Source organism: Streptomyces sp. SAI-135 (assembly GCF_029893805.1).
GTDB lineage: Bacteria > Actinomycetota > Actinomycetes > Streptomycetales > Streptomycetaceae > Streptomyces.
Genome location: NZ_JARXYP010000002.1, coordinates 6,652,265 through 6,677,228 on the forward strand (window position 1 = coordinate 6,652,265; position 24,964 = coordinate 6,677,228).

Consider the following 24,964-nt stretch of genomic DNA (forward strand, 5'->3'; position numbering starts at 1 on the left):
ATGACCGACACCATCACCGCCGCCCCGGCCACGGAGGCGGAGAAGCCAGGGCTCCACGTGGGCTGGGTGGTCCCGCCGTTCTTCCACGAACTCCCCCTGGGGACGGACGACGTCGACGAGGCGGGCGAGCAGCTCTACGCCACGGTCCACAGGGTCCTGCCGGGCGGCACCGACCAGGACCGGTTCCGCATGTTCGTCACCTACGCCGGCATCCTCGACGACCTGCGGAACGCCGGAGCGGTGTACGCGGGCTTCTGCAACCTGGACTTCGACGGCCGCCCCAGCACGGCCACCGTCGCCGTCTACCGCATGCCGCTGCACGACATCACCGCCGAGGACGTGCTCTCGGAGGCCCTCACCGGCCTCCAGCGCGCCTACCCCGACGACGACGTCCGGATCAGCACCCTGCCCTCCGGCAAGGGCGACGCCCGGGCCGTCGTACGGATCGGCCAGGCCCCCTTCACCCTCACCGCCGAGGCCTCTCCCACCGGGGAGCCCCTTCAGGTGCCGCGCGGCCAGATCCAGGTGTACATCCCGCTGCCGAACAACGCGGACCTGCTGGCGTTCGAGCTGTCCACGCCCTGCATGGAGGACTGGGACTTCTACTCGGAGCTCTTCGCGACGATCGTCCGGACGCTGGACTGGGCGACGGAGGAGCAGGCCGAGATGGAGGCCGCCCTCTCCCAGGCCCAGCCGGTCCCGGACGTGGCACCGGAACCGGCCGTCGTCCAGGAGCTCTACTCCTTCTCCAGCCGGGTCCTGGACGGCCTCGGTGTGCGCGGCAGGATGGACGAGGGCAACGTGGTGTCCTCGGTGACCTGCGCCGACTGCTGGTCCAAGGGCCTGACGACCGTGTGCACGGCCCGCCATCTCTGGCAGATCGACGGCGTCCCGGACGAGCAACTCGCCGCCGCCGTCGGCCGACTGGACACGGCTCTGCAGAGTCAGGGCTGGCTCAAGCTGGCGGGCGCACCGGGGGAGAGCGTGTCCCTGGCCGCGGACAGCGGCGCGGGCCACCGGGTCAACGTCACGGTGATCCATGGCCGGCAGCGGCTCGTCGTCGAGGTCGTCGCCCCCTGCACCCGCACGGTGCGCGGGCCGGGCGACTCCGTCTTCGGATAGGGGAGCGGCCCCGCATGACGGACCACCCGGGCGACCTCCTCCCGGTCGGTGCCCACGCACTGTCCGCGGACCCCCGACTCGCCGCGGCCGTAAGGGACTTCGGCAGCACCTACGGCTACGACTACTTCGACGACGCGGCGGTCGCAAGGACCCTCGCCGAACACCGGGCCGCCCTACGACGGCTCGGGCGCGGAGGGCTGGTCTGGGCCGGTTCCCTCGCGGCCGCGGTCGGAATCGTCTGGCTGGTGTGGGCCGCGACCCGAACACCGGACGACATGGCCGTCGCCGTGGCACCCCCTGCCGCCGTCCTGGTCCTGGCGCTCGCCGCCTTCGTCCAGGTCAACCTCCAGGGCAGGCGCGGACTCCGCCACCCCTTCCTGGAGGGCTACCGGCACGTCCTCGCGGCGGCGCTCGCCCACGGTGCCCCCGTGGCCTTCGTGCCCGCCTGGCTGACCGGCCGGGGCGGCGCACAGCTCGACGTCGCCCCGCTGCCGTCGTACGCCGCTCCGGCCGGCGCACCGTCCACGCGCGAAGGGACCGCCCCGGTGGCCCCGCCGCCCAAGCCGGCCGAGGTCGAGGAGTACGAGCGGATCGCCGAGCACGGCGGCTGGCACGACGAGGCGGGCTGGACCCTCGTCGTCGCGGGAGCCGTCGGTGTGGGCTACGCCGTGGCCGAGGACCTGCCCGCGGCGTACGCGTCGGTCCTCCTCGTCGGTCTGGGCATCCTGACCTGGATCGCCGGCCACCGCCTCGGCAGACGGCAGCAGGAGCTGTCCCGCGCGGCCCGCCGGTACCTCGACGAGCTGACCAGGTCGCAGGCCGCCGGCGCACCCGTGCACGAGCTCTCCCCACCTCTGCGCAAGCTGCTGGACACACGACTCTGACCCGCGGCACACAGACGGCGACGGCGGCACCCTCTCCGGGTGCCGCCGTCGCCGTATCGGCATCTCCGGTCGTCTCCGCACGGCCGTCCCGGTCCGGTCGCGGCCGAAACGAGAGGGGCGGGCCGCAGACACGGCCCGCCCCTTCACCACTGCCGGCTCAGCTCTCCGGCAGGTACCCCGTCTGGACGAGCTGACCGCTCGACCGGCGCGAGATGAACTGGCCCCGGCCCTGCGGCTGCGGAGTGGCCTTGATGTTGTTGAACACCGGCCCCTCCGACGGGTCGCCGGACAGGACGATGCCCTGCGCGCCGAGCTCCTTGATCCGGGTGAGCACCGGCTCGAAGGACGAGCGCGAGGCCCCCGAGGTGCTGCGGGCCAGGATGATCCGCAGACCGAGGTCACGCGCGAACGGCAGGTACTCCAGGAGCACCGACATCGGGTTGCCCATCGACGTGGCGACCAGGTCGTAGTCGTCGATGAAGATGAACGCGTCGGGCTCGTTGTACCAGGAGCGGTTGCGCAACTGGTCCGGTGTCACGTCCGGGCCCGGCATACGGCGGCTCATCGAGCCGGCCAGCGACTCCATGACCTCCTGGAGCTGCGGACCCGAGGCGCAGTACTTGTACATGTGGCTCTCGGGCACCTGGCCGAGCAGCGCACGCCGGAAGTCCGAGACCACGAACAGCGCCTTGCTGGGCTGGTACCGCTCCGAGATCTGCTTGGCCATGAACCGCAGCAGCGAGGACTTGCCGGACTCGCTCTCGCCGTAGATGACGAACAGCGGGTCGGTCTCGAAGTCCACGAACACCGGGGACAGGGTGAGCTCGTCCACGCCGATCGCGATGCCGCGGCTGCCGAAGTCGCCGCCGCCGGGCAGTTCGGAGGCGTGCAGCATCGTCGGCAGCATCCGCACCTTGGGGGCCGTCGGACCCTGCCAGGCGTTGTTGACGCTCTGCACGAGGTTCGCCATGCCGTCGGCGAGGTCCTCCACCTGCGTCGACCCGTCGATCCGGGGGGTCGCGGCCAGGTAGTCCAGCTTCTCCGGGGACAGGCCGCGGCCGGGCTTGCCCATCGGCACGTTCTCGGCCCGCTTGCGGTCGAACTCCGACTCCATCGCGTCACCGAGCCGCAGTTCGAGCCGGCTGAGGATCTGGTCGCGCAGCGCCGGCCGCATCTCGGTGTACCGGGTCGCGGTGATGATCAGGTGGACACCGAAGCCGAGACCACGGGTCGCGATGTCCGCGATGACCGGGTCGAGCATCTCGTAGTCGTTCTTGAACGTCCCCCAGCCGTCGATGATGAGGAAGACGTCGCCCCACTGCTGGTCGGGGTAGTGCCCCTGCGCCCGGCGGGAGCGGAAGGTGTTCATGGAGTCGATGCTCTTCGAGCGGAAGAACTCCTCACGGGCGTTGAGGATGCCGTGCACCTCCGCGACCGTACGGCGCACCTTCTCCTGGTCCAGACGCGAGGCGGCGCCGCCCACATGGGCCAGGTTCTCCAGCGCGAGCATGCCGCCGCCGCCGAAGTCGAGGGCGTAGAACTGCACTTCGGCCGGAGTGTGGGTGAGCGCGAACGACGTGATCATCGTGCGCACGAGGGTCGACTTGCCGGACTGCGGACCGCCCACGATCAGCGCGTGACCGGCGGACCCCGACAGGTCCGCGTACATGACGTCACGGCGCTGCTCGAAGGGCTTGTCGACCAGACCGACCGGGACGATCAGCTTGCTCTGCGCGTGGTAGCCCTCGGCGTGCAGACCGCGCTCCGGGCTGATGTTGAGGGCCGGCAGCACCTGGTCGAGGCTGAACGGCTCGTCCAGCGGCGGCAGCCACACCTGGTGGGCGGGCGGACCCTGACCGTCCAGACGGCTGACGATGACGTCGAGGACGGTGTCGGCCAGCGCGTCGTCGATCTGGTTGCTCCGGGTCTCCGGCTCCGGCTCGGCGAGGATGCGCACCGGCACCGGTGCCGCGGTGAACAGCACGGGGGAGCGGTCGATCCGCCCGCCGCCCTGCGCCATCGGGCCGTTGGGCCGGTAGGTGCCCGACACGTACGCGGCCTTGAACTGCACCATCGTCTCGGTGTCGTACTTGAGGATGCCCGCGCCGGGCACGTTGGGCAGGTGGTAGGCGTCGGGCACGCCGATCGCCGTACGGGACTCGGCCGCCGAGAAGGTGCGCAGACCGATGCGGTACGACAGGAAGGTGTCGAGGCCGCGCAGCTTGCCCTCCTCCAGCCGCTGCGAGGCCAGCAGCATGTGCACACCCAGCGAACGGCCGATCCGGCCGATCTGGATGAACATCTCGATGAAGTCCGGCTTGGCGGCCAGCAGTTCGCTGAACTCGTCGATGATCAGGACGAGCGAGGGCAGCGGGTCGAGCGCGGCACCGGCGGCCCGGGCCTTCTCGTAGTCGGTGATGTTGGCGTAGTTGCCGGCCGTCCGCAGCAGCTCCTGGCGGCGGGTCAGCTCACCGGTGATGGAGTCGCGCATGCGGTCGACCAGGGTGAGCTCGTCGGCCAGGTTGGTGATGACCGCGGAGACGTGCGGCATGGAGCCCATGCCGGTGAAGGTCGCACCGCCCTTGAAGTCCGCGAGGACGAAGTTGAGCGTCTCTGAGGAGTGCGTGACCGCGAGGCCCAGCACCAGCGTGCGCAGCAGCTCCGACTTTCCGGAACCGGTGGCGCCGACGCACAGGCCGTGCGGGCCCATGCCCTCCTGCGAGGCCTCCTTGATGTCCAGCATGACCGGCTCGCCGTTCTCGCCGAGACCGATCGGCACCCGCAGCCGCTCGTGCAGCGTGCGCGGCCGCCAGGTGCGTGAGACGTCCACGCTCGCCGCGTCGCCGATCTGCATGAGGTCGGTGAAGTCCAGGTTCGCCAGCAGCGGTTCGTCCGCGTCGGCGGCACCGAGACGCAGCGGCGCGAGCTGCCGGGCCAGCGACTCGGCCTGCGCCTGCGACAGCACGTCCGGGGTGCCGGTGAACACACCCGTACCCGCCTCCAGCTCCATCGCGTCCGGCCACACCCGCACCGACAGCGAGCCACGCGCCTCGTCGAGCTCACCGGGCACCACCTCGAGGATGGTCACGCCCTGCAGGCCCTCCGCCGAGGCGAGCACCGAGTCCGCGGGCACCCCGCCGCCGTCCAGGACGACGACCACGTGCGGCTGGTCGAGCACCGGCGAACCGTCCCGGCTCCAGCGCGGGCGGCCCTCCAGCTGGTGGGCGATCATCTCCTCCAGCTCGCCCAGGTCGTAGCAGAGCAGACGCCGGCTGCCGGCCCCGTCGGACTCCTTGTGCTGCATGTGCGGCAGCCACTTGGTCCACTCCCAGTCCACCGCCGCGCCCGGCGAGGCCACGACCGCGATCACCACGTCCTCGGGCGAGTGCAGCGAGGCCAACTGGCCGATGACGGAACGGGTCTGGCCGTAGACCGTCTCGGCGTCGCCGGAGATCGTCACGTGGTAGAAGGAGCGCAGCCCGATCGCCAGCGGCAGTTCGCCGAGCGTGCCGTAGCTCGCGATGAACTGCTGCATCGCGTGCGCGGTCAGCGGCTCCAGCTCGTCCACGGGGGCGGTGTCGGGGGCGACCAGCGGGGTGGCGAGCTGCTGCGGGCCGAGGCCGATGCGCACCTGTGCGAAGTCCGGGTCCGTGGAACGGCGTTCCCACAGCCGCGAGCCCTCGGCGACCAGCGCCCACAGCTGCTCCGGCGCCGGGTGCAGGTAGTACTGGGCGTCACGCTGCTTGTGCACCGTGCGCCGCACCTCACGACGCTTCTGCGCCAGGTACTTGAGGTAGTCGCGGCGGGCCTCGGCCATCTGACCGGAGGGTCCCTTGCGGGCCCGCACTATCTGGGCGACCAGCATGGCGACCGTGGACGCCATCATCAGCATGCCCATGATCTTCATGAAGCCCTGAGCACCGGGCATGAAGAAGAACGCCGCCGACGAACCCATGCCCAGCATGGGCAGCAGGTTCATCAGCAGGCTGTCGTCCTCGGTACGAGGGAGTTCGGGAGGGGACTCGAGCTTGACCTCCTCACTCGGCACCTCCGGCGGGTAAACCCGCGGCGGGCGCTTGACGATGACAACGCTCACCGATCCACCAGTCCTTCACGCGATAGCAATGTCGAACCGCCCCCGTCGTGACGGCCCCCGTACGTTCATCGACTCATGGGGCTCGGCCCACTCATGAGTCGGGCGTTGATCCTACTGTTCTGCGGGCCCGTTGAGCCGGGAGGGGATGAGGAGATGCCGCAAGGGGACGGTAGGGTGACGCTCCAAACGAAGCGCGGAGCGGGAATCGCCCTGGCAAACCGCGACGAATCACCGAGTACTGGACTAGGGGGAACCGTCAGGTGAGTACGGTTTCAGCAACCGGATTCTGCCGGGTCACGGTGGCGGCACCGAACAGCCGGATCGACGTGGCACTTCCCGAGGACGTGCCGCTCTCTGACGTCTACCCGGAGATCCTGCGGCTGTCGGGACAGACTCCCGAAGAGGCCGCGCCCACCGGGTACAACCTCGTACGCAGGGACGGTTCGGTCCTCGACGACGGCCGCTCGCTCGCCGAACAGCAGATACGCGATGGCGAATTGCTGCTTCTGCGGCCGTTCGCGGACTCGCTGCCGCCCGCCGTCTTCGACGACGTCGTCGACGCCGTGGCCGCCGTCGTGGAGGCCGACCGGCGCAGCTGGAACGACGGCATGATGCGCGTCGTCGGCCTGACCGCCGGCGCGCTGCTGCTGACCATGATGGCGCTGGCTCTGTGGTTCTCCGAGCCGCTGCGCCACGACATGCACGGCCTGCCCGGCGTCATCGCCGGCGTCACCGGCGTCGTCCTGGTCGCGCTGGCCTCCGTACGCGCGCGTGTCTACGACGACCACCACGCGGCCGTCGCCCTCGGACTCGCCTCGCTGCCGCACCTGATGGTCGGCGGCTCCGGCGTCATGGGCCTGGACGCGGGCGAGGGCCCGGGGCGGCTCAACCTCCTCGTCGGCTTCGCCGTCGTCCTCGTCGCCGCCGTCCTGCTCGTCCTGATGCTGCCGCAGAACGACGCGCCCTTCATCGCCGCCGCGTTCGGCGCCGGCATCGGTGTCCTCGCCACCTTCGCCGCGATCGTCTCCGAGGCCGAGCCGCGCGAGAGCGCCGCCGTCACCGCCGTCGTCATGGTCGCCGTCATCGGCTTCCTGCCCGGCTGGTCCGCCCGCTTCTCCCGGCTGCCCATCGGCTTCCGCTCGCCCGACCAGATCGCCAAGCGCGGCCGCGCCGAGGACCAGCAGGAGCAGGAGCCGGTCGACTACCAGCTCATCACCGACCAGGCCCGCCGCGGCCACGAACTGCTGCTCGGCCTCGTCGGCGGCTGCGCGGTCACCGGTGTCGCCTCCGCGGGCGTCGTCCTCGGCTTCTCCAGCAGCGGCTGGGCCCAGCTCCTGTCGCTGGCGGCCGGCCTCGCCATGCTGATGCGGGCCCGCCTCTTCCTGTACACGTCCCAGGTCGTGACCCTGATGCTGTCGGGCATCATCACGGTCAGCCTGCTGGTCCTGGGCCTCGCCCTGAACCCGCCGGCCGACATCATCAAGGAGCTCGTCTACGACCACAACAGCGCTCCGCTCGACATCCGCACCGTCTGGCTGTCCGCCGCGGTGGCCCTCGGTGCCACCCTCCTGGTGGCCATCGCGCTGATCGTGCCGCGCAAGGGCGTCACCCCGTTCTGGGGCCGGATGCTCGACCTGAGCGAGGGCGCGGTGCTGCTCTCCCTCGTCCCGCTGTGCCTCGCGGTCCTCGACCTGTACGCGGCGGCCCGCGGCATGACCAGCTGACCCCGCTCCGACCGTTGACAGCGGCTGTCACCCACACGGGTGGCAGCCGCTTCGCCGTCCGTACGAGGACGGCGGGGCCGGGGCACCACCGCCGGGCTGATACCCTGGCTGACGGCCGTTTGTGTACGCACCCCCGGAGCTGATCGCCCTGGAGGCCGCGCCCAGCGGATCCCCGCCTCCCGAGTAACGGAAGCTCCCCTGAGAAGTGGACCAGGGGCACTCGGTGGCTACCCAAGAGACTACGAGGAGTACGCGTGTCGCTCGACGCCGCTACGAAGAAGCAGATCATCACCGAGTTCGGTACCAAGGAGGGCGACACCGGCTCCCCCGAGGTCCAGGTCGCGATGCTCTCGCGCCGTATCTCGGACCTGACCGAGCACCTCAAGACCCACAAGCACGACCACCACTCCCGTCGTGGTCTGCTGATCCTGGTCGGTCAGCGCCGTCGCCTTCTCCAGTACCTGGCGAAGAAGGACATCCAGCGCTTCCGTACGCTGGTCGACCGCCTCGGCATCCGCCGCGGTGCGGCGGGCGCCAAGTAGGACGCCGTGAGGGGAGCGGTTCCCGAAGCGATCGGGGGCCGCTCCCTTTGCCGTACGTGCTCACCGCACGTACGGAAACGTGCGCAGTGTCACACCCGCTTTGTAGTGTGGTAGCACAACGCAGTAGCAAGCAGAACCACGAGGAGAAGTGCGCCTCGCCGCCGCCGGTCCTCGGTAGTGGCCCCCGGGCCTTGCGAACCCGGGTGCTTCGATCGAAGACCGGCCCGCACCAGATGGAGCGCTTCTCCGCGCACGTCCCCCCGCCACACGGGCGGATCGGGACAAAGACGATACGCAGACGAAAAGTAACGGAGAGCACCTAGTGGAGAACGAGACCCACTACGCCGAGGCCGTCATCGACAACGGCTCCTTCGGCACCCGCACCATCCGCTTCGAGACGGGCCGCCTCGCCAAGCAGGCCGCCGGCTCCGCCGTGGCGTACCTGGACGACGACACCATGGTGCTGTCGGCCACCACAGCTTCCAAGAACCCCAAGGACCAGCTCGACTTCTTCCCCCTGACGGTGGACGTCGAGGAGCGGATGTACGCCGCCGGCAAGATCCCCGGCAGCTTCTTCCGCCGTGAGGGCCGCCCCTCCGAGGACGCCATCCTCACCTGCCGCCTCATCGACCGCCCGCTGCGCCCGTCCTTCAAGAAGGGCCTGCGCAACGAGATCCAGGTCGTCGCCACCATCATGGCGCTCAACCCCGACCACCTGTACGACGTCGTGGCGATCAACGCCGCCTCCGCGTCCACCCAGCTGGCCGGTCTGCCCTTCTCCGGCCCGATCGGCGGCGTCCGCGTCGCGCTGATCAACGGCCAGTGGGTCGCCTTCCCGACGCACTCCGAGCTCGAGGACGCCGTCTTCGACATGGTCGTCGCGGGCCGCACCCTGGAGGACGGCGACGTCGCGATCATGATGGTCGAGGCCGAGGCCACCGAGAAGACTATCCAGCTCGTCAAGGGCGGCGCCGAGGCCCCGACCGAGGAGGTCGTCGCCGCCGGTCTGGAAGCCGCGAAGCCCTTCATCAAGGTCCTCTGCAAGGCCCAGGCCGACCTCGCCTCGAAGGCCGCCAAGCCCACCGGCGAGTTCCCGATCTTCCTCGACTACCAGGACGACGTCCTGGAGGCGCTCTCCGCCGCCGTCCGCCCGGAGCTCGCCTCCGCGCTGACCATCGCCGGCAAGCAGGAGCGCGAGGCCGAGCTGGACCGCGTCAAGGCGCTCGCCGCCGAGAAGCTCCTCCCGGAGTTCGAGGGCCGCGAGAAGGAGATCTCCGCCGCGTACCGTTCCCTGACCAAGCAGCTCGTCCGCGAGCGCGTGATCAAGGAGAAGAAGCGCATCGACGGCCGTGGCGTCACGGACATCCGTACGCTCGCCGCCGAGGTCGAGGCCATCCCGCGCGTGCACGGCTCCGCGGTGTTCGAGCGTGGCGAGACCCAGATCTTGGGCGTCACCACCCTCAACATGCTCCGCATGGAGCAGCAGCTGGACACCCTCTCCCCGGTGACCCGCAAGCGCTACATGCACAACTACAACTTCCCGCCGTACTCCACCGGCGAGACCGGCCGCGTCGGCTCCCCCAAGCGCCGCGAGATCGGCCACGGCGCCCTCGCCGAGCGCGCCCTGGTCCCGGTCCTGCCGACCCGCGAGGAGTTCCCCTATGCGATCCGCCAGGTCTCCGAGGCGCTGAGCTCCAACGGCTCGACGTCCATGGGCTCGGTCTGCGCCTCCACCATGTCGCTGCTGAACGCCGGTGTGCCGCTGAAGGCCCCCGTCGCCGGTATCGCCATGGGCCTGATCTCGCAGGACATCGACGGCGAGACGCACTACGTCACCCTCACCGACATCCTCGGTGCGGAGGACGCCTTCGGCGACATGGACTTCAAGGTCGCCGGCACCAAGGAGTTCGTCACCGCCCTCCAGCTCGACACCAAGCTGGACGGCATCCCCGCCTCCGTCCTGGCCGCGGCCCTCAAGCAGGCCCGCGACGCCCGCCTCCACATCCTCGACGTGATGATGGAAGCGATCGACACGCCGGACGAGATGTCCCCGAACGCCCCGCGGATCATCACCGTCAAGATCCCCGTGGACAAGATCGGTGAGGTCATCGGCCCCAAGGGCAAGATGATCAACCAGATCCAGGAGGACACCGGCGCCGAGATCACGATCGAGGACGACGGCACCATCTACATCGGTGCCGCCGACGGCCCGGCCGCCGAGGCCGCCCGCACCACGATCAACTCGATCGCCAACCCGACCATGCCGGAGGTCGGCGAGCGCTACCTGGGCACGGTCGTCAAGACGACCACCTTCGGTGCGTTCGTCTCGCTGCTCCCCGGCAAGGACGGCCTGCTGCACATTTCGCAGATCCGCAAGCTGGCCGGCGGCAAGCGCGTCGAGAACGTCGAGGACGTGCTCGGTGTGGGCGCCAAGGTCCAGGTCGAGATCGCCGAGATCGACTCCCGCGGCAAGCTCTCCCTGATCCCCGTGATCGAGGGTGAGGCCGAGTCCAACAGCGGCTCCTCCGACGAGAAGAAGGACGACGCCGACCAGTGACGTCCCGTGGCTCCAAGGCGACGGCCCGCACCTCCTCGGAGGCGCGGGCCGTCGCCCGTACCCAAACCCTCATCAAGGGTGAGAACGGCATCGGCACCGTCCGCAAGACCACCCTCCCCGGTGGCCTGCGCATCGTCACCGAGACCCTCCCCTCGGTCCGCTCCGCGACCTTCGGCATCTGGGCGCACGTCGGCTCCCGCGACGAGACCCCCTCGCTGAACGGCGCCACGCACTACCTGGAGCACCTCCTCTTCAAGGGCACCGCCAAGCGCAGCGCCCTGGACATCTCCTCCGCCCTCGACGCGGTCGGCGGCGAGATGAACGCGTTCACGGCGAAGGAGTACACGTGCTACTACGCGCGCGTGCTCGACGCCGACCTGCCGCTCGCCATCGACGTCGTCTGCGACATGCTGACCGGCTCCCTGATCCTCGAGGAGGACGTCAACGTCGAGCGCGGCGCGATCCTCGAAGAGATCGCCATGACCGAGGACGACCCGGGCGACTGCGTGCACGACCTGTTCGCGCACACCATGTTCGGCGACAATCCCCTCGGCCGCCCCGTCCTCGGCACGGTCGACACCGTCAACGCCCTGACCGCCGACCGCATCCGCCGCTTCTACAAGAAGCACTACGACCCGACGCACCTCGTGGTCGCGGCCGCGGGCAACGTCGACCACGACAAGGTCGTACGACAGGTCCGCGCCGCCTTCGAGAAGGCCGGCGCGCTCAAGAGCCCCGACGCCACGCCCATCGCCCCGCGTGACGGCCGGCGCGTCCTGCGCACCGCGGGCCGCGTCGAGCTGATCGGCCGCAAGACCGAGCAGGCCCACGTCGTCCTCGGCATGCCCGGCCTCGCCCGCACGGACGACCGCCGCTGGGCCCTCGGCGTGCTGAACACCGCGCTCGGCGGCGGGATGTCGTCCCGCCTCTTCCAGGAGGTCAGGGAGAAGCGCGGACTGGCGTACAGCGTCTACTCGTACACCTCCGGCTTCGCCGACTGCGGCCTGTTCGGCGTGTACGCCGGCTGCCGGCCCTCGCAGGTCCACGACGTGCTGAAGATCTGCCGCGACGAACTCGACCAGGTCGCCGAGCACGGCCTGACCGACGACGAGATCGGCCGCGCCGTCGGCCAGCTGAAGGGCTCCACGGTCCTCGGCCTGGAGGACACCGGCGCGCTGATGAACCGCATCGGCAAGAGCGAGCTGTGCTGGGGCGAGCAGATGTCCGTCGACGACATGCTGACCCGCATAGCGTCGGTCACCCCGGACGACGTCCGCGAGGTCGCCCGCGAGATCCTGGGACGGCGCCCGTCGCTGTCGGTCATCGGCCCGCTGAAGGACAAGCAGGCGGCCCGACTGCACGAAGCGGTCGCGTAAGCCCTCCCCTTAAGGAAGCAAGAAGATGAGCAAGCTGCGCGTGGCGGTCCTCGGTGCCAGGGGCCGGATCGGTTCCGAGGCGGTCAAGGCCGTCGAGGCCGCCGAGGACATGGAGCTGGTCGCCGCTCTCGGCCGGGGCGACAAGCTGGAGACCCTCGCCGAGACGGGCGCCCAGGTCGCTGTCGAACTGACCACGCCCGCCTCGGTGATGGAGAACCTGGAGTACTGCGTCGGCCACGGCATCCACGCCGTCGTCGGCACCACCGGCTGGACCGACGCGCGCCTCGCGCAGCTGAAGGGCTGGCTCGCCGATTCCCCGCAGACGGGCGTGCTCATCGCGCCCAACTTCTCCATCGGGGCCGTCCTGAACATGAAGTTCGCGCAGATCGCGGCACCGTACTTCGAGTCGGTGGAGGTCATCGAGCTCCACCACCCGAAGAAGGTGGACGCCCCCTCGGGCACCGCCTCCCGCACGGCCCAGCTCATCGCGGCGGCCCGCGCGGAGGCGGGCACGGCTCCGGCCCCGGACGCCACGGAGACGGCCCTGGACGGCGCGCGCGGCGCGGATGTCGACGGCGTCCCGGTCCACTCGGTCCGGCTGCGCGGTCTCCTCGCCCACCAGGAGGTCCTGCTCGGCGGCGAGGGCGAGACCCTGACGATCCGCCACGACTCGCTGCACCACAGCAGCTTCATGCCGGGCATCCTGCTCGGCGCCCGCCGCGTGGTCACGACCCCGGGCCTGACCTTCGGCCTGGAGAACTTCCTGGACCTGGGCTGATGCGCGCCAAGCTGTCCTACCTCCTCACGGCCGCCGTCCTGGTCTTCTACTTCGTCCTGGTCGGCAGCCGCGGCGTCATGCTGATCCAGTCCGGCACCCTCGTCACCGTCACCTTCGGCGTCGCGGTGCTGGTCCTGCCGGTGATCGGTCTGTGGTTCCTGTGGAAGAACACCCAGTTCGTCCGCCGGGCCAACGCCCTCGCCGCCGAACTGGACGCCGAGGGCGGCCTCCCGGTCGACGAGCTCAAGCGCACGCCCTCCGGCCGGATCGACCGCGACTCGGCCGACGAGGTCTTCGCCCGGCGCAAGGCCGAGACCGAGACGGCCCCCGACGACTGGCGCAGCTGGTTCCGGCTCGCCGTGGCCTACCACGACGCCCGTGACACCCCACGGGCCCGCAAGGCCATGCAGCGCGCGATAGCACTGCACGACGGCAGGTCCGTCCAGCAGCTCTGAGGCCCCGGCACGTCGAAGGGGGCCGGTCCTGTCACGGACCGGCCCCCTGCTTCGTCTGTCCCTGTCGGATCAGCCCCGAGCGTGCTCCGCCGCCCAGGCCTCCACCGCGTCCGCGGCCCGGTCGAACGCCTGGCCGCGGGCGAGGAAGTCCGCGTTGTGCGTGGTCAGCAGCGGCGGCAGGTCCTCCGGCCCGCGCCCCTGTCGTACGAGGGTCAGGGCCTGGCCCTGGACCGTGCGCGGCAGTCCGAGCCAGCGCACCGGCTGCTGTGCCGTCCGCACGGCCACGACCTGATCCCAGGACACCGTGCGAGTGAGCAGGAAGCCCACCCGGCGCACCCCGCGGGCGCTCACCCACACCCCCATGCGCAGCAGCCGCAGCGCGCCGACGATGACGAGCATCGCGATGCCGAGCACCAGCGCGGCCTCGGACGGCGAGTCGGTCAGCGCGATGATCACCGCGGCGAACAACACGTACGAGGCGAGCAGCAGGAGAACCGCCGCCACCCCCACCCGCCACGGACCGGGCCGGTAGGGGCGCCGCCAGCGGTCACGGTTGTCGAACGGCAGCGCGACGTCGTCCGTCGTGTCGAATGCGCGGTCGGCCGTCAGGAAGGGCAGGGGCACGGCGGGTCCTCACTCGGTCCATGCGTGGGCTGTGCCGGTGAGGCTATCCGCCGGTGTCCCCGCGAGCCACCTTCGGGGGCCGATGGGGGTGCCTCCCACGCCATTCGGCCGGTGGGGGACGAGTCAGCGTCCCTGGGATGCCTGGGACTGCTGTGTCTGCGACGGCGCCTGATCCTGCGACAGCGCCGGCATCCCGAGGACCAGGGATCCCACGAGCCCGGCGACGATGGTGAGCCCCATCAGCCAGCGCCCGGCCAACTCACCGGCGGACGCCCGCTCAGGGGGCGGAGGAGTGACATTGCTGCGGAACCTGTCGGCTTCGGCGACAAAGGCGAACGGTACGGGTTCGCGCCGACGCAACAGCATGGGGGTACTTCTCCCTTCAGGGATCGAATGCGGGAGCGAACGAATCGCTGCTGTCTGTACAGACGAGCGGTTGCCGCAAAAGGTGCCCGGTTTCGCCGACTTAACTCGGTCACGCCACTGAAAGTCCCGTTTGGCGGGTCGTAGAGTGGCGTCGCCACCGAACGACCTGGGAAGGACCCCCCGAACCGTGACCCCCACCCCCGACGACGATTTCAAGATCGAGCTGCGCGACGACGTCACCGTCGAACTGGTCAAGCACAGCGCGGCCGACTCCGACGTGCTGTTCGCCGCCAGGGTGTCGACCGTCGGAGAGCAGTCCCTGGACGAGCTGAACAAGGACCCGGAGCGCTCCAAGGGCCTCATCAACTACCTCATGCGGGACCGGCACGGCAGCCCCTTCGAGCACAACTCCATGACCTTCTTCATCAGCGCCCCCATCCTCGTCTTCCGCGAGTTCATGCGGCACCGCGTGGGCTGGTCGTACAACGAGGAGTCCGGCCGCTACCGGGAGCTGCAGCCCGTCTTCTACGTCCCGGGCCCCGACCGCAAGCTCGTCCAGCAGGGCCGCCCCGGCAAGTACGTCTTCGTGGAGGGCACTCCCGAGCAGCACGCGGCCGTCGGCGGCGCCATGGAGGAGTCGTACCGCCAGGCCTACCGCGCCTACCAGGAGATGCTCGCCCAGGGCGTGGCCCGCGAGGTCGCCCGTTCGGTCCTGCCCGTCGGCCTGTTCTCGTCGATGTACGCCACCTGCAACGCCCGCTCGCTGATGCACTTCCTCGGTCTGCGCACCCAGCACGAACAGGCGAAGGTGCCGTCCTTCCCGCAGCGGGAGATCGAGATGGTCGGCGAGAAGATGGAGGCGGAGTGGGCGAAGCTCATGCCGCTCACCTACGCGGCCTTCAATGCGAACGGCCGAGTGGCGCCGTAACGGACGCCTGTTTCCCCGCAGGGCACAGATGTGCGGGTCCACCTCGCGAAGTGTCCGTATTGCGGCATTTAGAGAAGTTCATCTAGCCTGATCAAACGGACCCGGCACTGCTTGAACCCCCGAGCAGGCAGTGCCGGGCTCCGCATTTGTCCGGACTTTCCGTGCCCCCCTAGAGCAGACCCCGCCCTGCGCAACGAGTAGCGTGTTACCCATGGCTCCGACCTCCACTCCGCAGACCCCCTTCGGGCGGGTCCTCACCGCCATGGTCACGCCCTTCACGGCGGACGGCGCACTCGACCTCGACGGCGCCCAGCGGCTCGCCACCCACCTGGTGGACGCAGGCAACGACGGCCTGATCATCAACGGCACCACCGGCGAGTCCCCCACCACCAGTGACGCGGAGAAATCGGACCTGGTACGAGCCGTACTGGAGGCGGTCGGCGACCGCGCCCACGTCGTCGCGGGCGTCGGCACCAACGACACCCGCCACAGCATCGAGCTGGCCCGGTCCGCCGAGAAGGTCGGCGCACACGGTCTGCTGATCGTGACGCCGTACTACAACAAGCCTCCGCAGGAGGGCCTGTACCGGCACTTCAAGGCCGTCGCCGACGCCGCCGAGCTGCCCGTCATGCTCTACGACATCCCGGGCCGCAGCGGTGTCCCGATCAGCACCGAGACGCTGGTCCGGCTCGCCGAGCACCCGCGGATCGTCGCCAACAAGGACGCCAAGGGCGACCTCGGCCGGGCCAGCTGGGCCATCGCCCGCTCGGGCCTGTCCTGGTACTCCGGCGACGACATGCTGAACCTCCCGCTGCTCTCCGTGGGCGCGGTCGGCTTCGTCTCGGTCGTCGGCCACGTCGTCACCCCGGACCTGCGCGCCCTGGTCGAGGCGTTCATCTCGGGTGAGGTGCAGAAGGCCACCGAGATCCACCAGAAGCTGCTTCCCGTGTACACGGGCATGTTCCGCACCCAGGGCGTGATGACGACCAAGGCGGCGCTCACCCTCCAGGGCCTCCCCGCCGGGCCCCTGCGCGCTCCCATGGTCGAGCTCTCACCCGAAGAGACCGAGCAGCTCAAGATCGATCTTGCCGCCGGCGGGGTACAGCTCTAACACCAGACTTCGCGCGCCGGACGCGCAACCGGACTCAACAACTGAATACGCAGGCCACCGGTGCCTGCACACCACAACGACAACTGCTACACGCACGAACGTCACGCACGCCACGTGCCCCACCGGTACGTGGCGTGCGTGGTGAGGAGAGTCTTTTGAGTCATCCGCATCCTGAACTGGCCCCGCCTCCGCCGCTTCCCGAGGGCGGCCTGCGGGTCACCCCACTCGGCGGTCTCGGCGAGATCGGCCGAAACATGACGGTCTTCGAGTACGGCGGCCGTCTGCTGATCGTCGACTGCGGAGTGCTGTTCCCGGAGGAGGAGCAGCCCGGAATCGACCTGATCCTGCCGGACTTCTCGTCCGTCAGGGACCGCCTCGACGACATCGAGGGCATCGTCCTCACGCATGGCCACGAGGACCACATCGGCGGCGTGCCCTATCTCCTGCGGGAGAAGCCGGACATCCCGCTGATCGGCTCCAAGCTGACCCTCGCGCTCATCGAGGCGAAGCTCCAGGAGCACCGCATCCGCCCGTACACCCTCGAGGTGGCGGAGGGACACCGCGAGCGCATCGGCCCCTTCGACTGCGAGTTCGTCGCGGTCAACCACTCCATCCCGGACGCCCTGGCCGTCGCCATCCGCACCCCGGCCGGCATGGTCGTGCACACGGGCGACTTCAAGATGGATCAGCTCCCGCTGGACGGCCGCCTCACGGACCTGCACGCCTTCGCGCGCCTGAGCGAGGAGGGCATCGACCTCCTCCTCTCCGACTCGACGAACGCCGAGGTCCCGGGCTTCGTCCCGCCGGAGAAGGACATCTCGAACGTCCTGCGGCAGGTCTTCGCGGGCGCCCGCAAGCGGATCATCGTGGCCAGCTTCGCCAGTCACATCCACCGCATCCAGCAGATCCTGGACGCGGCCCACGAGTACGGCCGCCGCGTCGCCTTCGTCGGCCGCTCGATGGTCCGCAACATGGGCATCGCGCGCGACCTCGGCTATCTGAAGGTCCCCCCGGGCCTGGTGGTCGACGTCAAGACGCTCGACGACCTCCCGGACCACGAGGTGGTCCTGGTCTGCACGGGCTCGCAGGGCGAACCGATGGCCGCCCTGTCCCGCATGGCCAACCGCGACCACCAGATCCGGATCGTCCAGGGCGACACCGTCATCCTCGCGTCCTCGCTGATCCCGGGCAACGAGAACGCGGTCTACCGCGTGATCAACGGCCTGACCCGCTGGGGCGCCAACGTCGTCCACAAGGGCAACGCCAAGGTGCACGTCTCGGGCCACGCGTCCGCCGGCGAGCTCCTGTACTTCTACAACATCTGCCGCCCGAAGAACCTGATGCCGGTCCACGGCGAGTGGCGCCACCTGCGCGCCAACGCCGAGCTCGGCGCCCTGACCGGCGTCCCGCACGACCGCATCGTCATCGCCGAGGACGGCGTGGTCGTCGACCTCGTCGAGGGCAAGGCGAAGATCTCGGGCAAGGTCCAGGCGGGCTACGTCTACGTCGACGGCCTCTCGGTCGGCGATGTCGGCGAGCCGGCGCTCAAGGACCGCAAGATCCTCGGCGACGAGGGCATCATCTCGGTCTTCCTCGTCGTCGACTCGTCCACCGGCAAGATCACGGGTGGCCCGCACATCCAGGCACGCGGCTCCGGTATCGAGGACTCCGCCTTCGCCGACGTGATCCCGAGGATCACCGAGGTCCTGGAGCGCTCGGCCCAGGACGGTGTGGTCGAACCCCACCAGCTGCAGCAGCTGGTGCGGAGGACCCTGGGCAAGTGGGTCTCCGACACGTATCGCCGCAGGCCGATGATCCTCCCTGTGGTCGTGGAGGTCTGACGGACCATCGGACATCCGTCCGAGTGAACCAGGAGCGGGGCGCCTCGATTTGCATCGAGGCGCCCCGCTCCAGTACGTTTACGGCTCCGCCCGAGGGGGAACCCGGCCAGCTTCGTGCTCCGGGGCCAGCCTCCGGGGGCGGGAATTCCGACTCAGAACTTCTGATAAAGTCGGAGCCGCCGGAAAGGGAAACGCGGAAGCGGGAACCTGGAAAGCACCGAGGAAATCGGAACCGGAAACGGTCTGATAGAGTCGGAAACGCAAGACCGAAGGGAAAAGCCCGGAGGAAAGCCCGAGAGGGTGAGTACAAAGGAAGCGTCCGTTCCTTGAGAACTCAACAGCGTGCCAAAAATCAACGCCAGATATGTTGATACCCCGTCTCCAGCATCTGCTGGGGCGAGGTTCCTTTGAAGAAAACACAGCGAGGACGCTGAGGACTGCCGCCTTATTCCGGTGGCGGTTCCGCTCTCGTGATGTGCGAACCCGATTACGGGTAAACATTCACGGAGAGTTTGATCCTGGCTCAGGACGAACGCTGGCGGCGTGCTTAACACATGCAAGTCGAACGATGAACCACTTCGGTGGGGATTAGTGGCGAACGGGTGAGTAACACGTGGGCAATCTGCCCTTCACTCTGGGACAAGCCCTGGAAACGGGGTCTAATACCGGATAGCACTGCCACGGGCATCCGTGGTGGTTGAAAGCTCCGGCGGTGAAGGATGAGCCCGCGGCCTATCAGCTTGTTGGTGAGGTAACGGCTCACCAAGGCGACGACGGGTAGCCGGCCTGAGAGGGCGACCGGCCACACTGGGACTGAGACACGGCCCAGACTCCTACGGGAGGCAGCAGTGGGGAATATTGCACAATGGGCGAAAGCCTGATGCAGCGACGCCGCGTGAGGGATGACGGCCTTCGGGTTGTAAACCTCTTTCAGCAGGGAAGAAGCGAAAGTGACGGTACCTGCAGAAGAAGCGCCGGCTAACTACGTGCCAGCAGCCGCGGTAATACGTAGGGCGCAAGCGTTGTCCGGAATTATTGGGCGTAAAGAGCTCGTAGGCGGCTTGTCACGTCGGGTGTGAAAGCCCGGGGCTTAACCCCGGGTCTGCATTCGATACGGGCTAGCTAGAGTGTGGTAGGGGAGATCGGAATTCCTGGTGTAGCGGTGAAATGCGCAGATATCAGGAGGAACACCGGTGGCGAAGGCGGATCTCTGGGCCATTACTGACGCTGAGGAGCGAAAGCGTGGGGAGCGAACAGGATTAGATACCCTGGTAGTCCACGCCGTAAACGGTGGGAACTAGGTGTTGGCGACATTCCACGTCGTCGGTGCCGCAGCTAACGCATTAAGTTCCCCGCCTGGGGAGTACGGCCGCAAGGCTAAAACTCAAAGGAATTGACGGGGGCCCGCACAAGCAGCGGAGCATGTGGCTTAATTCGACGCAACGCGAAGAACCTTACCAAGGCTTGACATACACCGGAAACGTCCAGAGATGGGCGCCCCCTTGTGGTCGGTGTACAGGTGGTGCATGGCTGTCGTCAGCTCGTGTCGTGAGATGTTGGGTTAAGTCCCGCAACGAGCGCAACCCTTGTCCTGTGTTGCCAGCATGCCCTTCGGGGTGATGGGGACTCACAGGAGACCGCCGGGGTCAACTCGGAGGAAGGTGGGGACGACGTCAAGTCATCATGCCCCTTATGTCTTGGGCTGCACACGTGCTACAATGGCAGGTACAATGAGCTGCGATACCGTGAGGTGGAGCGAATCTCAAAAAGCCTGTCTCAGTTCGGATTGGGGTCTGCAACTCGACCCCATGAAGTCGGAGTTGCTAGTAATCGCAGATCAGCATTGCTGCGGTGAATACGTTCCCGGGCCTTGTACACACCGCCCGTCACGTCACGAAAGTCGGTAACACCCGAAGCCGGTGGCCCAACCCCTTGTGGGAGGGAGCTGTCGAAGGTGGGACTGGCGATTGGGACGAAGTCGTAACAAGGTAGCCGTACCGGAAGGTGCGGCTGGATCACCTCCTTTCTAAGGAGCACAGTACCGATTGCAGGCAAATGTTCTGCACGGTCAGCTCATGGGTGGAACGTTGATTATTCGGCACTTTCAGTCATCTCGGGCTGCCAGTACTGCTCTTCGGAGCGTGGAACGCTGATCACGAGTGGCGAGGGTGTCGGGCACGCTGTTGGGTGTCTGAAGTAGCGGCCGCAAGGTTGTGCTTCGATGCCGGCCCCAGTGAACTCCAGCTCAGGTTGGGGGTGATGGGTGGCTGGTCGTTGTTTGAGAACTGCACAGTGGACGCGAGCATCTGTGGCCAAGTTTTTAAGGGCGCACGGTGGATGCCTTGGCACCAGGAACCGATGAAGGACGTGGGAGGCCACGATAGTCCCCGGGGAGTCGTCAACCAGGCTTTGATCCGGGGGTTTCCGAATGGGGAAACCCGGCAGTCGTCATGGGCTGTCACCCATACCTGAACACATAGGGTATGTGGAGGGAACGCGGGGAAGTGAAACATCTCAGTACCCGCAGGAAGAGAAAACAACCGTGATTCCGGGAGTAGTGGCGAGCGAAACCGGATGAGGCCAAACCGTATGCGTGTGAGACCCGGCAGGGGTTGCGCATGCGGGGTTGTGGGATCTCTCTTCTGTCGTCTGCCGGCGACAGGACGAGTCAGAAACCGTTGATGTAGGCGAAGGACATGCGAAAGGTCCGGCGTAGAGGGTAAGACCCCCGTAGTCGAAACGTCAGCGGCTCGTTTGAGAGACACCCAAGTAGCACGGGGCCCGAGAAATCCCGTGTGAATCTGGCGGGACCACCCGCTAAGCCTAAATATTCCCTGGTGACCGATAGCGGATAGTACCGTGAGGGAATGGTGAAAAGTACCGCGGGAGCGGAGTGAAATAGTACCTGAAACCGTGTGCCTACAAGCCGTGGGAGCGTCGGGCAAGCACTTGTGCTTGCCTCGTGACTGCGTGCCTTTTGAAGAATGAGCCTGCGAGTTTGCGGTGTGTTGCGAGGTTAACCCGGGTGGGGTAGCCGTAGCGAAAGCGAGTCCGAACAGGGCGATTCAGTAGCACGCTCAAGACCCGAAGCGGAGTGATCTAGCCATGGGCAGGTTGAAGCGGAGGTAAGACTTCGTGGAGGACCGAACCCACCAGGGTTGAAAACCTGGGGGATGACCTGTGGTTAGGGGTGAAAGGCCAATCAAACTCCGTGATAGCTGGTTCTCCCCGAAATGCATTTAGGTGCAGCGTCGTGTGTTTCTTGCCGGAGGTAGAGCACTGGATAGGCGATGGGCCCTACCGGGTTACTGACCTTAGCCAAACTCCGAATGCCGGTAAGTGAGAGCGCGGCAGTGAGACTGTGGGGGATAAGCTCCATGGTCGAGAGGGAAACAGCCCAGAGCATCGACTAAGGCCCCTAAGCGTACGCTAAGTGGGAAAGGATGTGGAGTCGCAGAGACAACCAGGAGGTTGGCTTAGAAGCAGCCACCCTTGAAAGAGTGCGTAATAGCTCACTGGTCTAGTGATTCCGCGCCGACAATGTAGCGGGGCTCAAGCGTACCGCCGAAGTCGTGTCATTGCAGCAATACTCCCAACGGAGGCTGTGATGGGTAGGGGAGCGTCGTGTGCCGGGTGAAGCTGCGCCGGAAGGCAGTGGTGGACGGTTCACGAGTGAGAATGCAGGCATGAGTAGCGATACACACGTGGGAAACGTGTGCGCCGATTGACTAAGGGTTCCTGGGTCAAGCTGATCTGCCCAGGGTAAGTCGGGACCTAAGGCGAGGCCGACAGGCGTAGTCGATGGATAACCGGTTGATATTCCGGTACCCGCTGTGAAGCGTCAAACATCGAACCAGGCGATGCTAAGTCCGTGAAGCCGCCCCGGAGCCTTCGGGCAAAGGGGAGTGGTGGAGCCGACGGACCAGACTTGCAGTAGGTGAGTGATGGGGTGACGCAGGAAGGTAGTCCATCCCGGGCGGTGGTTGTCCCGGGGTAAGGGTGTAGGCCGTGCGATAGGCAAATCCGTCGCACATGAGGCTGAGACCTGATGCCGAGCCGATTGTGGTGAAGTGGATGATCCTATGCTGTCGAGAAAAGCCTCTAGCGAGTTTCATGGCGGCCCGTACCCTAAACCGACTCAGGTGGTCAGGTAGAGAATACCGAGGCGTTCGGGTGAACTATGGTTAAGGAACTCGGCAAAATGCCCCCGTAACTTCGGGAGAAGGGGGGCCATCACTGGTGATCCGATTTACTCGGTGAGCTGGGGGTGGCCGCAGAGACCAGCGAGAAGCGACTGTTTACTAAAAACACAGGTCCGTGCGAAGCCGTAAGGCGATGTATACGGACTGACGCCTGCCCGGTGCTGGAACGTTAAGGGGACCGGTTAGTCACATTTCGGTGTGGCGAAGCTGAGAACTTAAGCGCCAGTAAACGGCGGTGGTAACTATAACCATCCTAAGGTAGCGAAATTCCTTGTCGGGTAAGTTCCGACCTGCACGAATGGCGTAACGACTTCTCGACTGTCTCAACCATAGGCCCGGTGAAATTGCACTACGAGTAAAGATGCTCGTTTCGCGCAGCAGGACGGAAAGACCCCGGGACCTTTACTACAGTTTGATATTGGTGTTCGGTTCGGCTTGTGTAGGATAGCTGGGAGACTTTGAAGCAGCCACGCCAGTGGTTGTGGAGTCGTCGTTGAAATACCAGTCTGGTCGTGCTGGATGTCTAACCTGGGTCCGTGATCCGGATCAGGGACAGTGTCTGATGGGTAGTTTAACTGGGGCGGTTGCCTCCTAAAGAGTAACGGAGGCGCCCAAAGGTTCCCTCAGCCTGGTTGGTAATCAGGTGTTGAGTGTAAGTGCACAAGGGAGCTTGACTGTGAGACCGACGGGTCGAGCAGGGACGAAAGTCGGGACTAGTGATCCGGCGGTGGCTTGTGGAAGCGCCGTCGCTCAACGGATAAAAGGTACCCCGGGGATAACAGGCTGATCTTCCCCAAGAGTCCATATCGACGGGATGGTTTGGCACCTCGATGTCGGCTCGTCGCATCCTGGGGCTGGAGTCGGTCCCAAGGGTTGGGCTGTTCGCCCATTAAAGCGGTACGCGAGCTGGGTTTAGAACGTCGTGAGACAGTTCGGTCCCTATCCGCTGCGCGCGTAGGAATATTGAGAAGGGCTGTCCCTAGTACGAGAGGACCGGGACGGACGAACCTCTGGTGTGCCAGTTGTTCTGCCAAGGGCATGGCTGGTTGGCTACGTTCGGGAGGGATAACCGCTGAAAGCATCTAAGCGGGAAGCCTGCTTCGAGATGAGTATTCCCACCCCCTTTGAGGGGTTAAGGCTCCCAGTAGACGACTGGGTTGATAGGCCGGATCTGGAAGCCCTGTAAGGGGTGGAGGTGACCGGTACTAATAGGCCGAGGGCTTGTCCATATTTGCTCGCGTCCACTGTGTTAGTTCTGAGGCAATGACCGTGTCTTTTCCGGTCTAGTTTCATAGTGTTTCGGTGGTCATAGCGTGAGGGAAACGCCCGGTTACATTCCGAACCCGGAAGCTAAGCCTTACAGCGCCGATGGTACTGCAGGGGGGACCCTGTGGGAGAGTAGGACACCGCCGAACAATTATTCAAAAAGGGTTGGATCCTGAACTTCGGTTCGGGGTCCAACCCTTTTTTGTTGGGCGTCACTTGAAGTTCACGTTGCGCAACCACCATCCGCAGCATGGGTACTGCTGCAATGCTCAGGGCCGCCGGCGTCGGCATCGGTGACGAGGTCGTCGTACCGGCCTTCGGGAACGTCGAGGTCGCCGAGGCGGTGACACTCGCGGGTGCGCTTCCGGTGTTCGCGGACATACATCCGGTCAGCTACTGCCTTGATGCGTCCGCCGTCGAAGCGGCCGTAACTCCGCGCACGGCGGCCGTCGTTGTCGTCCATCGCTTCGGGCGGCCGGCCGACATGGCGCGGCTGCTGGCGATCGGGCAGCGGCACGGGTTGCTGGTGCTGCAGGAGGGCGAGTCCGAGGCGCCGTACGACGAGATCGCTCAGCGTCGGGAGCGGGCCTGCTATCTCGACGGGAAGTTGCGCGGGGTGCGCACGCCCGATGGTGGAGACGGGCACACCTACCAGCAGTACGTCGTGCGGGTACCCGGCAACGGGCGGCCGGACCGTGACGCGTTCGCACGAGCCCTGCGGAGCAAGGGAGTTGAGTGCCGTGTGCCGGTGAAGACGCCCGTGCACCGGCTGCCGGAGTTCCGGCGCTGTGTGTCGCTGCCGGAGACCGAGCTGGCCGCCGACGAAACGCTTGCGCTGCCCGTGGACGCCTCGCTGACCAAGCGGGACATGCAGCGCGTGGTGGCCGCCTGCAATGCGCTGGGGGGACTGCTTCAGCCCGCTTTCTGAGTGAGTTGGGAGCACGGGTCTGTTCGGGGTATGATCTATTCCGTTGCCGCGAGGGAAACCTCGAAAAGGCGACAGGCCCCCTTAGCTCAGTCGGCAGAGCGTCTCCATGGTAAGGAGAAGGTCAACGGTTCGATTCCGTTAGGGGGCTCCAGTCGAAAAGGCCC

The 24,964-nt window shown here is 67.0% G+C and carries 15 protein-coding genes, 1 tRNA gene and 3 rRNA genes; 16 read left to right on the forward strand and 3 right to left on the reverse strand.

The features are described 5' to 3' along the window. Positions 1-1,122 carry a hypothetical protein gene (locus M2163_RS34725; RefSeq protein WP_280895930.1) on the forward strand — a complete coding sequence of 374 codons (1,122 nt, stop codon included), beginning with the start codon at positions 1-3 and terminating at the stop codon, positions 1,120-1,122. 14 nt (positions 1,123-1,136) lie between these two features. After that, complete coding sequence (locus M2163_RS34730; protein ID WP_280895931.1) at positions 1,137-2,006, forward strand: hypothetical protein; 870 nt, start codon at positions 1,137-1,139, stop codon at positions 2,004-2,006. A gap of 157 nt (positions 2,007-2,163) precedes the next feature. On the opposite strand, the gene eccCa is transcribed toward M2163_RS34730, so the two are convergent. Next, positions 2,164-6,102, reverse strand: a complete 3,939-nt coding sequence (eccCa, locus tag M2163_RS34735) for a type VII secretion protein EccCa (protein WP_280895932.1) — start codon at positions 6,100-6,102, stop codon at positions 2,164-2,166. Between the two features lie 260 nt (positions 6,103-6,362). Between eccCa and eccD the strand changes: the two genes are divergently transcribed. The 6 genes from eccD to M2163_RS34765 all read left to right on the forward strand — a co-directional run bounded on the left by eccD (position 6,363) and on the right by M2163_RS34765 (position 13,534). Further along, a complete protein-coding gene (eccD, locus tag M2163_RS34740; protein ID WP_280848971.1) occupies positions 6,363-7,826 on the forward strand; it encodes a type VII secretion integral membrane protein EccD in 1,464 nt (487 codons plus the stop codon). Positions 7,827-8,080: 254 nt separating this feature from the next. Next, positions 8,081-8,368 (forward strand): 30S ribosomal protein S15, encoded by a 288-nt coding sequence (gene rpsO, locus M2163_RS34745; protein WP_020138875.1) that lies wholly within the window; start codon positions 8,081-8,083, stop codon positions 8,366-8,368. 322 nt (positions 8,369-8,690) lie between these two features. Next, on the forward strand, positions 8,691-10,925 hold the full coding sequence (locus M2163_RS34750) for a polyribonucleotide nucleotidyltransferase (RefSeq protein ID WP_280848970.1): 2,235 nt from the start codon (positions 8,691-8,693) through the stop codon (positions 10,923-10,925). Beyond that, a complete protein-coding gene (locus tag M2163_RS34755; protein ID WP_280848969.1) occupies positions 10,922-12,301 on the forward strand; it encodes a pitrilysin family protein in 1,380 nt (459 codons plus the stop codon). Before M2163_RS34750 ends, M2163_RS34755 begins: the two co-directional genes overlap by 4 nt. A gap of 25 nt (positions 12,302-12,326) precedes the next feature. Then, on the forward strand, positions 12,327-13,079 hold the full coding sequence (dapB, locus tag M2163_RS34760; protein WP_280895933.1) for a 4-hydroxy-tetrahydrodipicolinate reductase: 753 nt from the start codon (positions 12,327-12,329) through the stop codon (positions 13,077-13,079). Then, positions 13,079-13,534, forward strand: a complete 456-nt coding sequence (locus M2163_RS34765) for a hypothetical protein (protein WP_280895934.1) — start codon at positions 13,079-13,081, stop codon at positions 13,532-13,534. Before dapB ends, M2163_RS34765 begins: the two co-directional genes overlap by 1 nt. Before the next feature lie 69 nt (positions 13,535-13,603). Here the strand turns inward: M2163_RS34765 and M2163_RS34770 are convergent, their stop codons facing one another. Then, on the reverse strand, positions 13,604-14,158 hold the full coding sequence (locus M2163_RS34770) for a phage holin family protein (RefSeq protein WP_280848967.1): 555 nt from the start codon (positions 14,156-14,158) through the stop codon (positions 13,604-13,606). Positions 14,159-14,281: 123 nt separating this feature from the next. Then, positions 14,282-14,521 (reverse strand): hypothetical protein, encoded by a 240-nt coding sequence (locus M2163_RS34775; RefSeq protein ID WP_280854074.1) that lies wholly within the window; start codon positions 14,519-14,521, stop codon positions 14,282-14,284. A gap of 190 nt (positions 14,522-14,711) precedes the next feature. Between M2163_RS34775 and thyX the strand changes: the two genes are divergently transcribed. The 8 genes from thyX (at position 14,712) to M2163_RS34815 (ending at position 24,951) form a co-directional block, all read left to right on the forward strand. Continuing rightward, positions 14,712-15,452: an FAD-dependent thymidylate synthase gene (gene thyX / locus M2163_RS34780; protein ID WP_037708746.1), complete on the forward strand. Its 741-nt coding sequence runs from the start codon at positions 14,712-14,714 to the stop codon at positions 15,450-15,452. A gap of 211 nt (positions 15,453-15,663) precedes the next feature. Then, the gene (gene dapA / locus M2163_RS34785; protein WP_280895935.1) at positions 15,664-16,563 is read left to right on the forward strand and encodes a 4-hydroxy-tetrahydrodipicolinate synthase; all 900 of its coding nucleotides are present in this window, start codon (positions 15,664-15,666) and stop codon (positions 16,561-16,563) included. A gap of 155 nt (positions 16,564-16,718) precedes the next feature. Beyond that, a complete protein-coding gene (locus tag M2163_RS34790) occupies positions 16,719-18,404 on the forward strand; it encodes a ribonuclease J (RefSeq protein ID WP_280848965.1) in 1,686 nt (561 codons plus the stop codon). Positions 18,405-18,904: 500 nt separating this feature from the next. After that, a 16S ribosomal RNA gene (locus M2163_RS34795) occupies positions 18,905-20,430 on the forward strand. A gap of 284 nt (positions 20,431-20,714) precedes the next feature. Continuing rightward, a 23S ribosomal RNA gene (locus M2163_RS34800) occupies positions 20,715-23,835 on the forward strand. A gap of 69 nt (positions 23,836-23,904) precedes the next feature. After that, a 5S ribosomal RNA gene (gene rrf, locus M2163_RS34805) occupies positions 23,905-24,021 on the forward strand. The 16S, 23S and 5S rRNA genes sit together here, the layout of an rRNA operon. Before the next feature lie 116 nt (positions 24,022-24,137). Then, positions 24,138-24,800 carry a DegT/DnrJ/EryC1/StrS family aminotransferase gene (locus M2163_RS34810; protein ID WP_280854073.1) on the forward strand — a complete coding sequence of 221 codons (663 nt, stop codon included), beginning with the start codon at positions 24,138-24,140 and terminating at the stop codon, positions 24,798-24,800. A gap of 75 nt (positions 24,801-24,875) precedes the next feature. Continuing rightward, a tRNA-Thr gene (locus M2163_RS34815) sits at positions 24,876-24,951 on the forward strand. Positions 24,952-24,964 lie beyond the last annotated feature (13 nt).

What these genes read in the sequence shown, in the direction of transcription:
- M2163_RS34765 (WP_280895934.1), top strand. Translation starts at nt 13,079, where the DNA reads ATGCGCGCCAAGCTGTCCTACCTCCTCACGGCCGCCGTCCTGGTCTTC.
- M2163_RS34730 (WP_280895931.1), top strand. Translation starts at nt 1,137, where the DNA reads ATGACGGACCACCCGGGCGACCTCCTCCCGGTCGGTGCCCACGCACTG.
- dapB (WP_280895933.1), top strand. Translation starts at nt 12,327, where the DNA reads ATGAGCAAGCTGCGCGTGGCGGTCCTCGGTGCCAGGGGCCGGATCGGT.
- dapA (WP_280895935.1), top strand. Translation starts at nt 15,664, where the DNA reads ATGGCTCCGACCTCCACTCCGCAGACCCCCTTCGGGCGGGTCCTCACC.
- M2163_RS34725 (WP_280895930.1), top strand. Translation starts at nt 1, where the DNA reads ATGACCGACACCATCACCGCCGCCCCGGCCACGGAGGCGGAGAAGCCA.
- M2163_RS34810 (WP_280854073.1), top strand. Translation starts at nt 24,138, where the DNA reads ATGCTCAGGGCCGCCGGCGTCGGCATCGGTGACGAGGTCGTCGTACCG.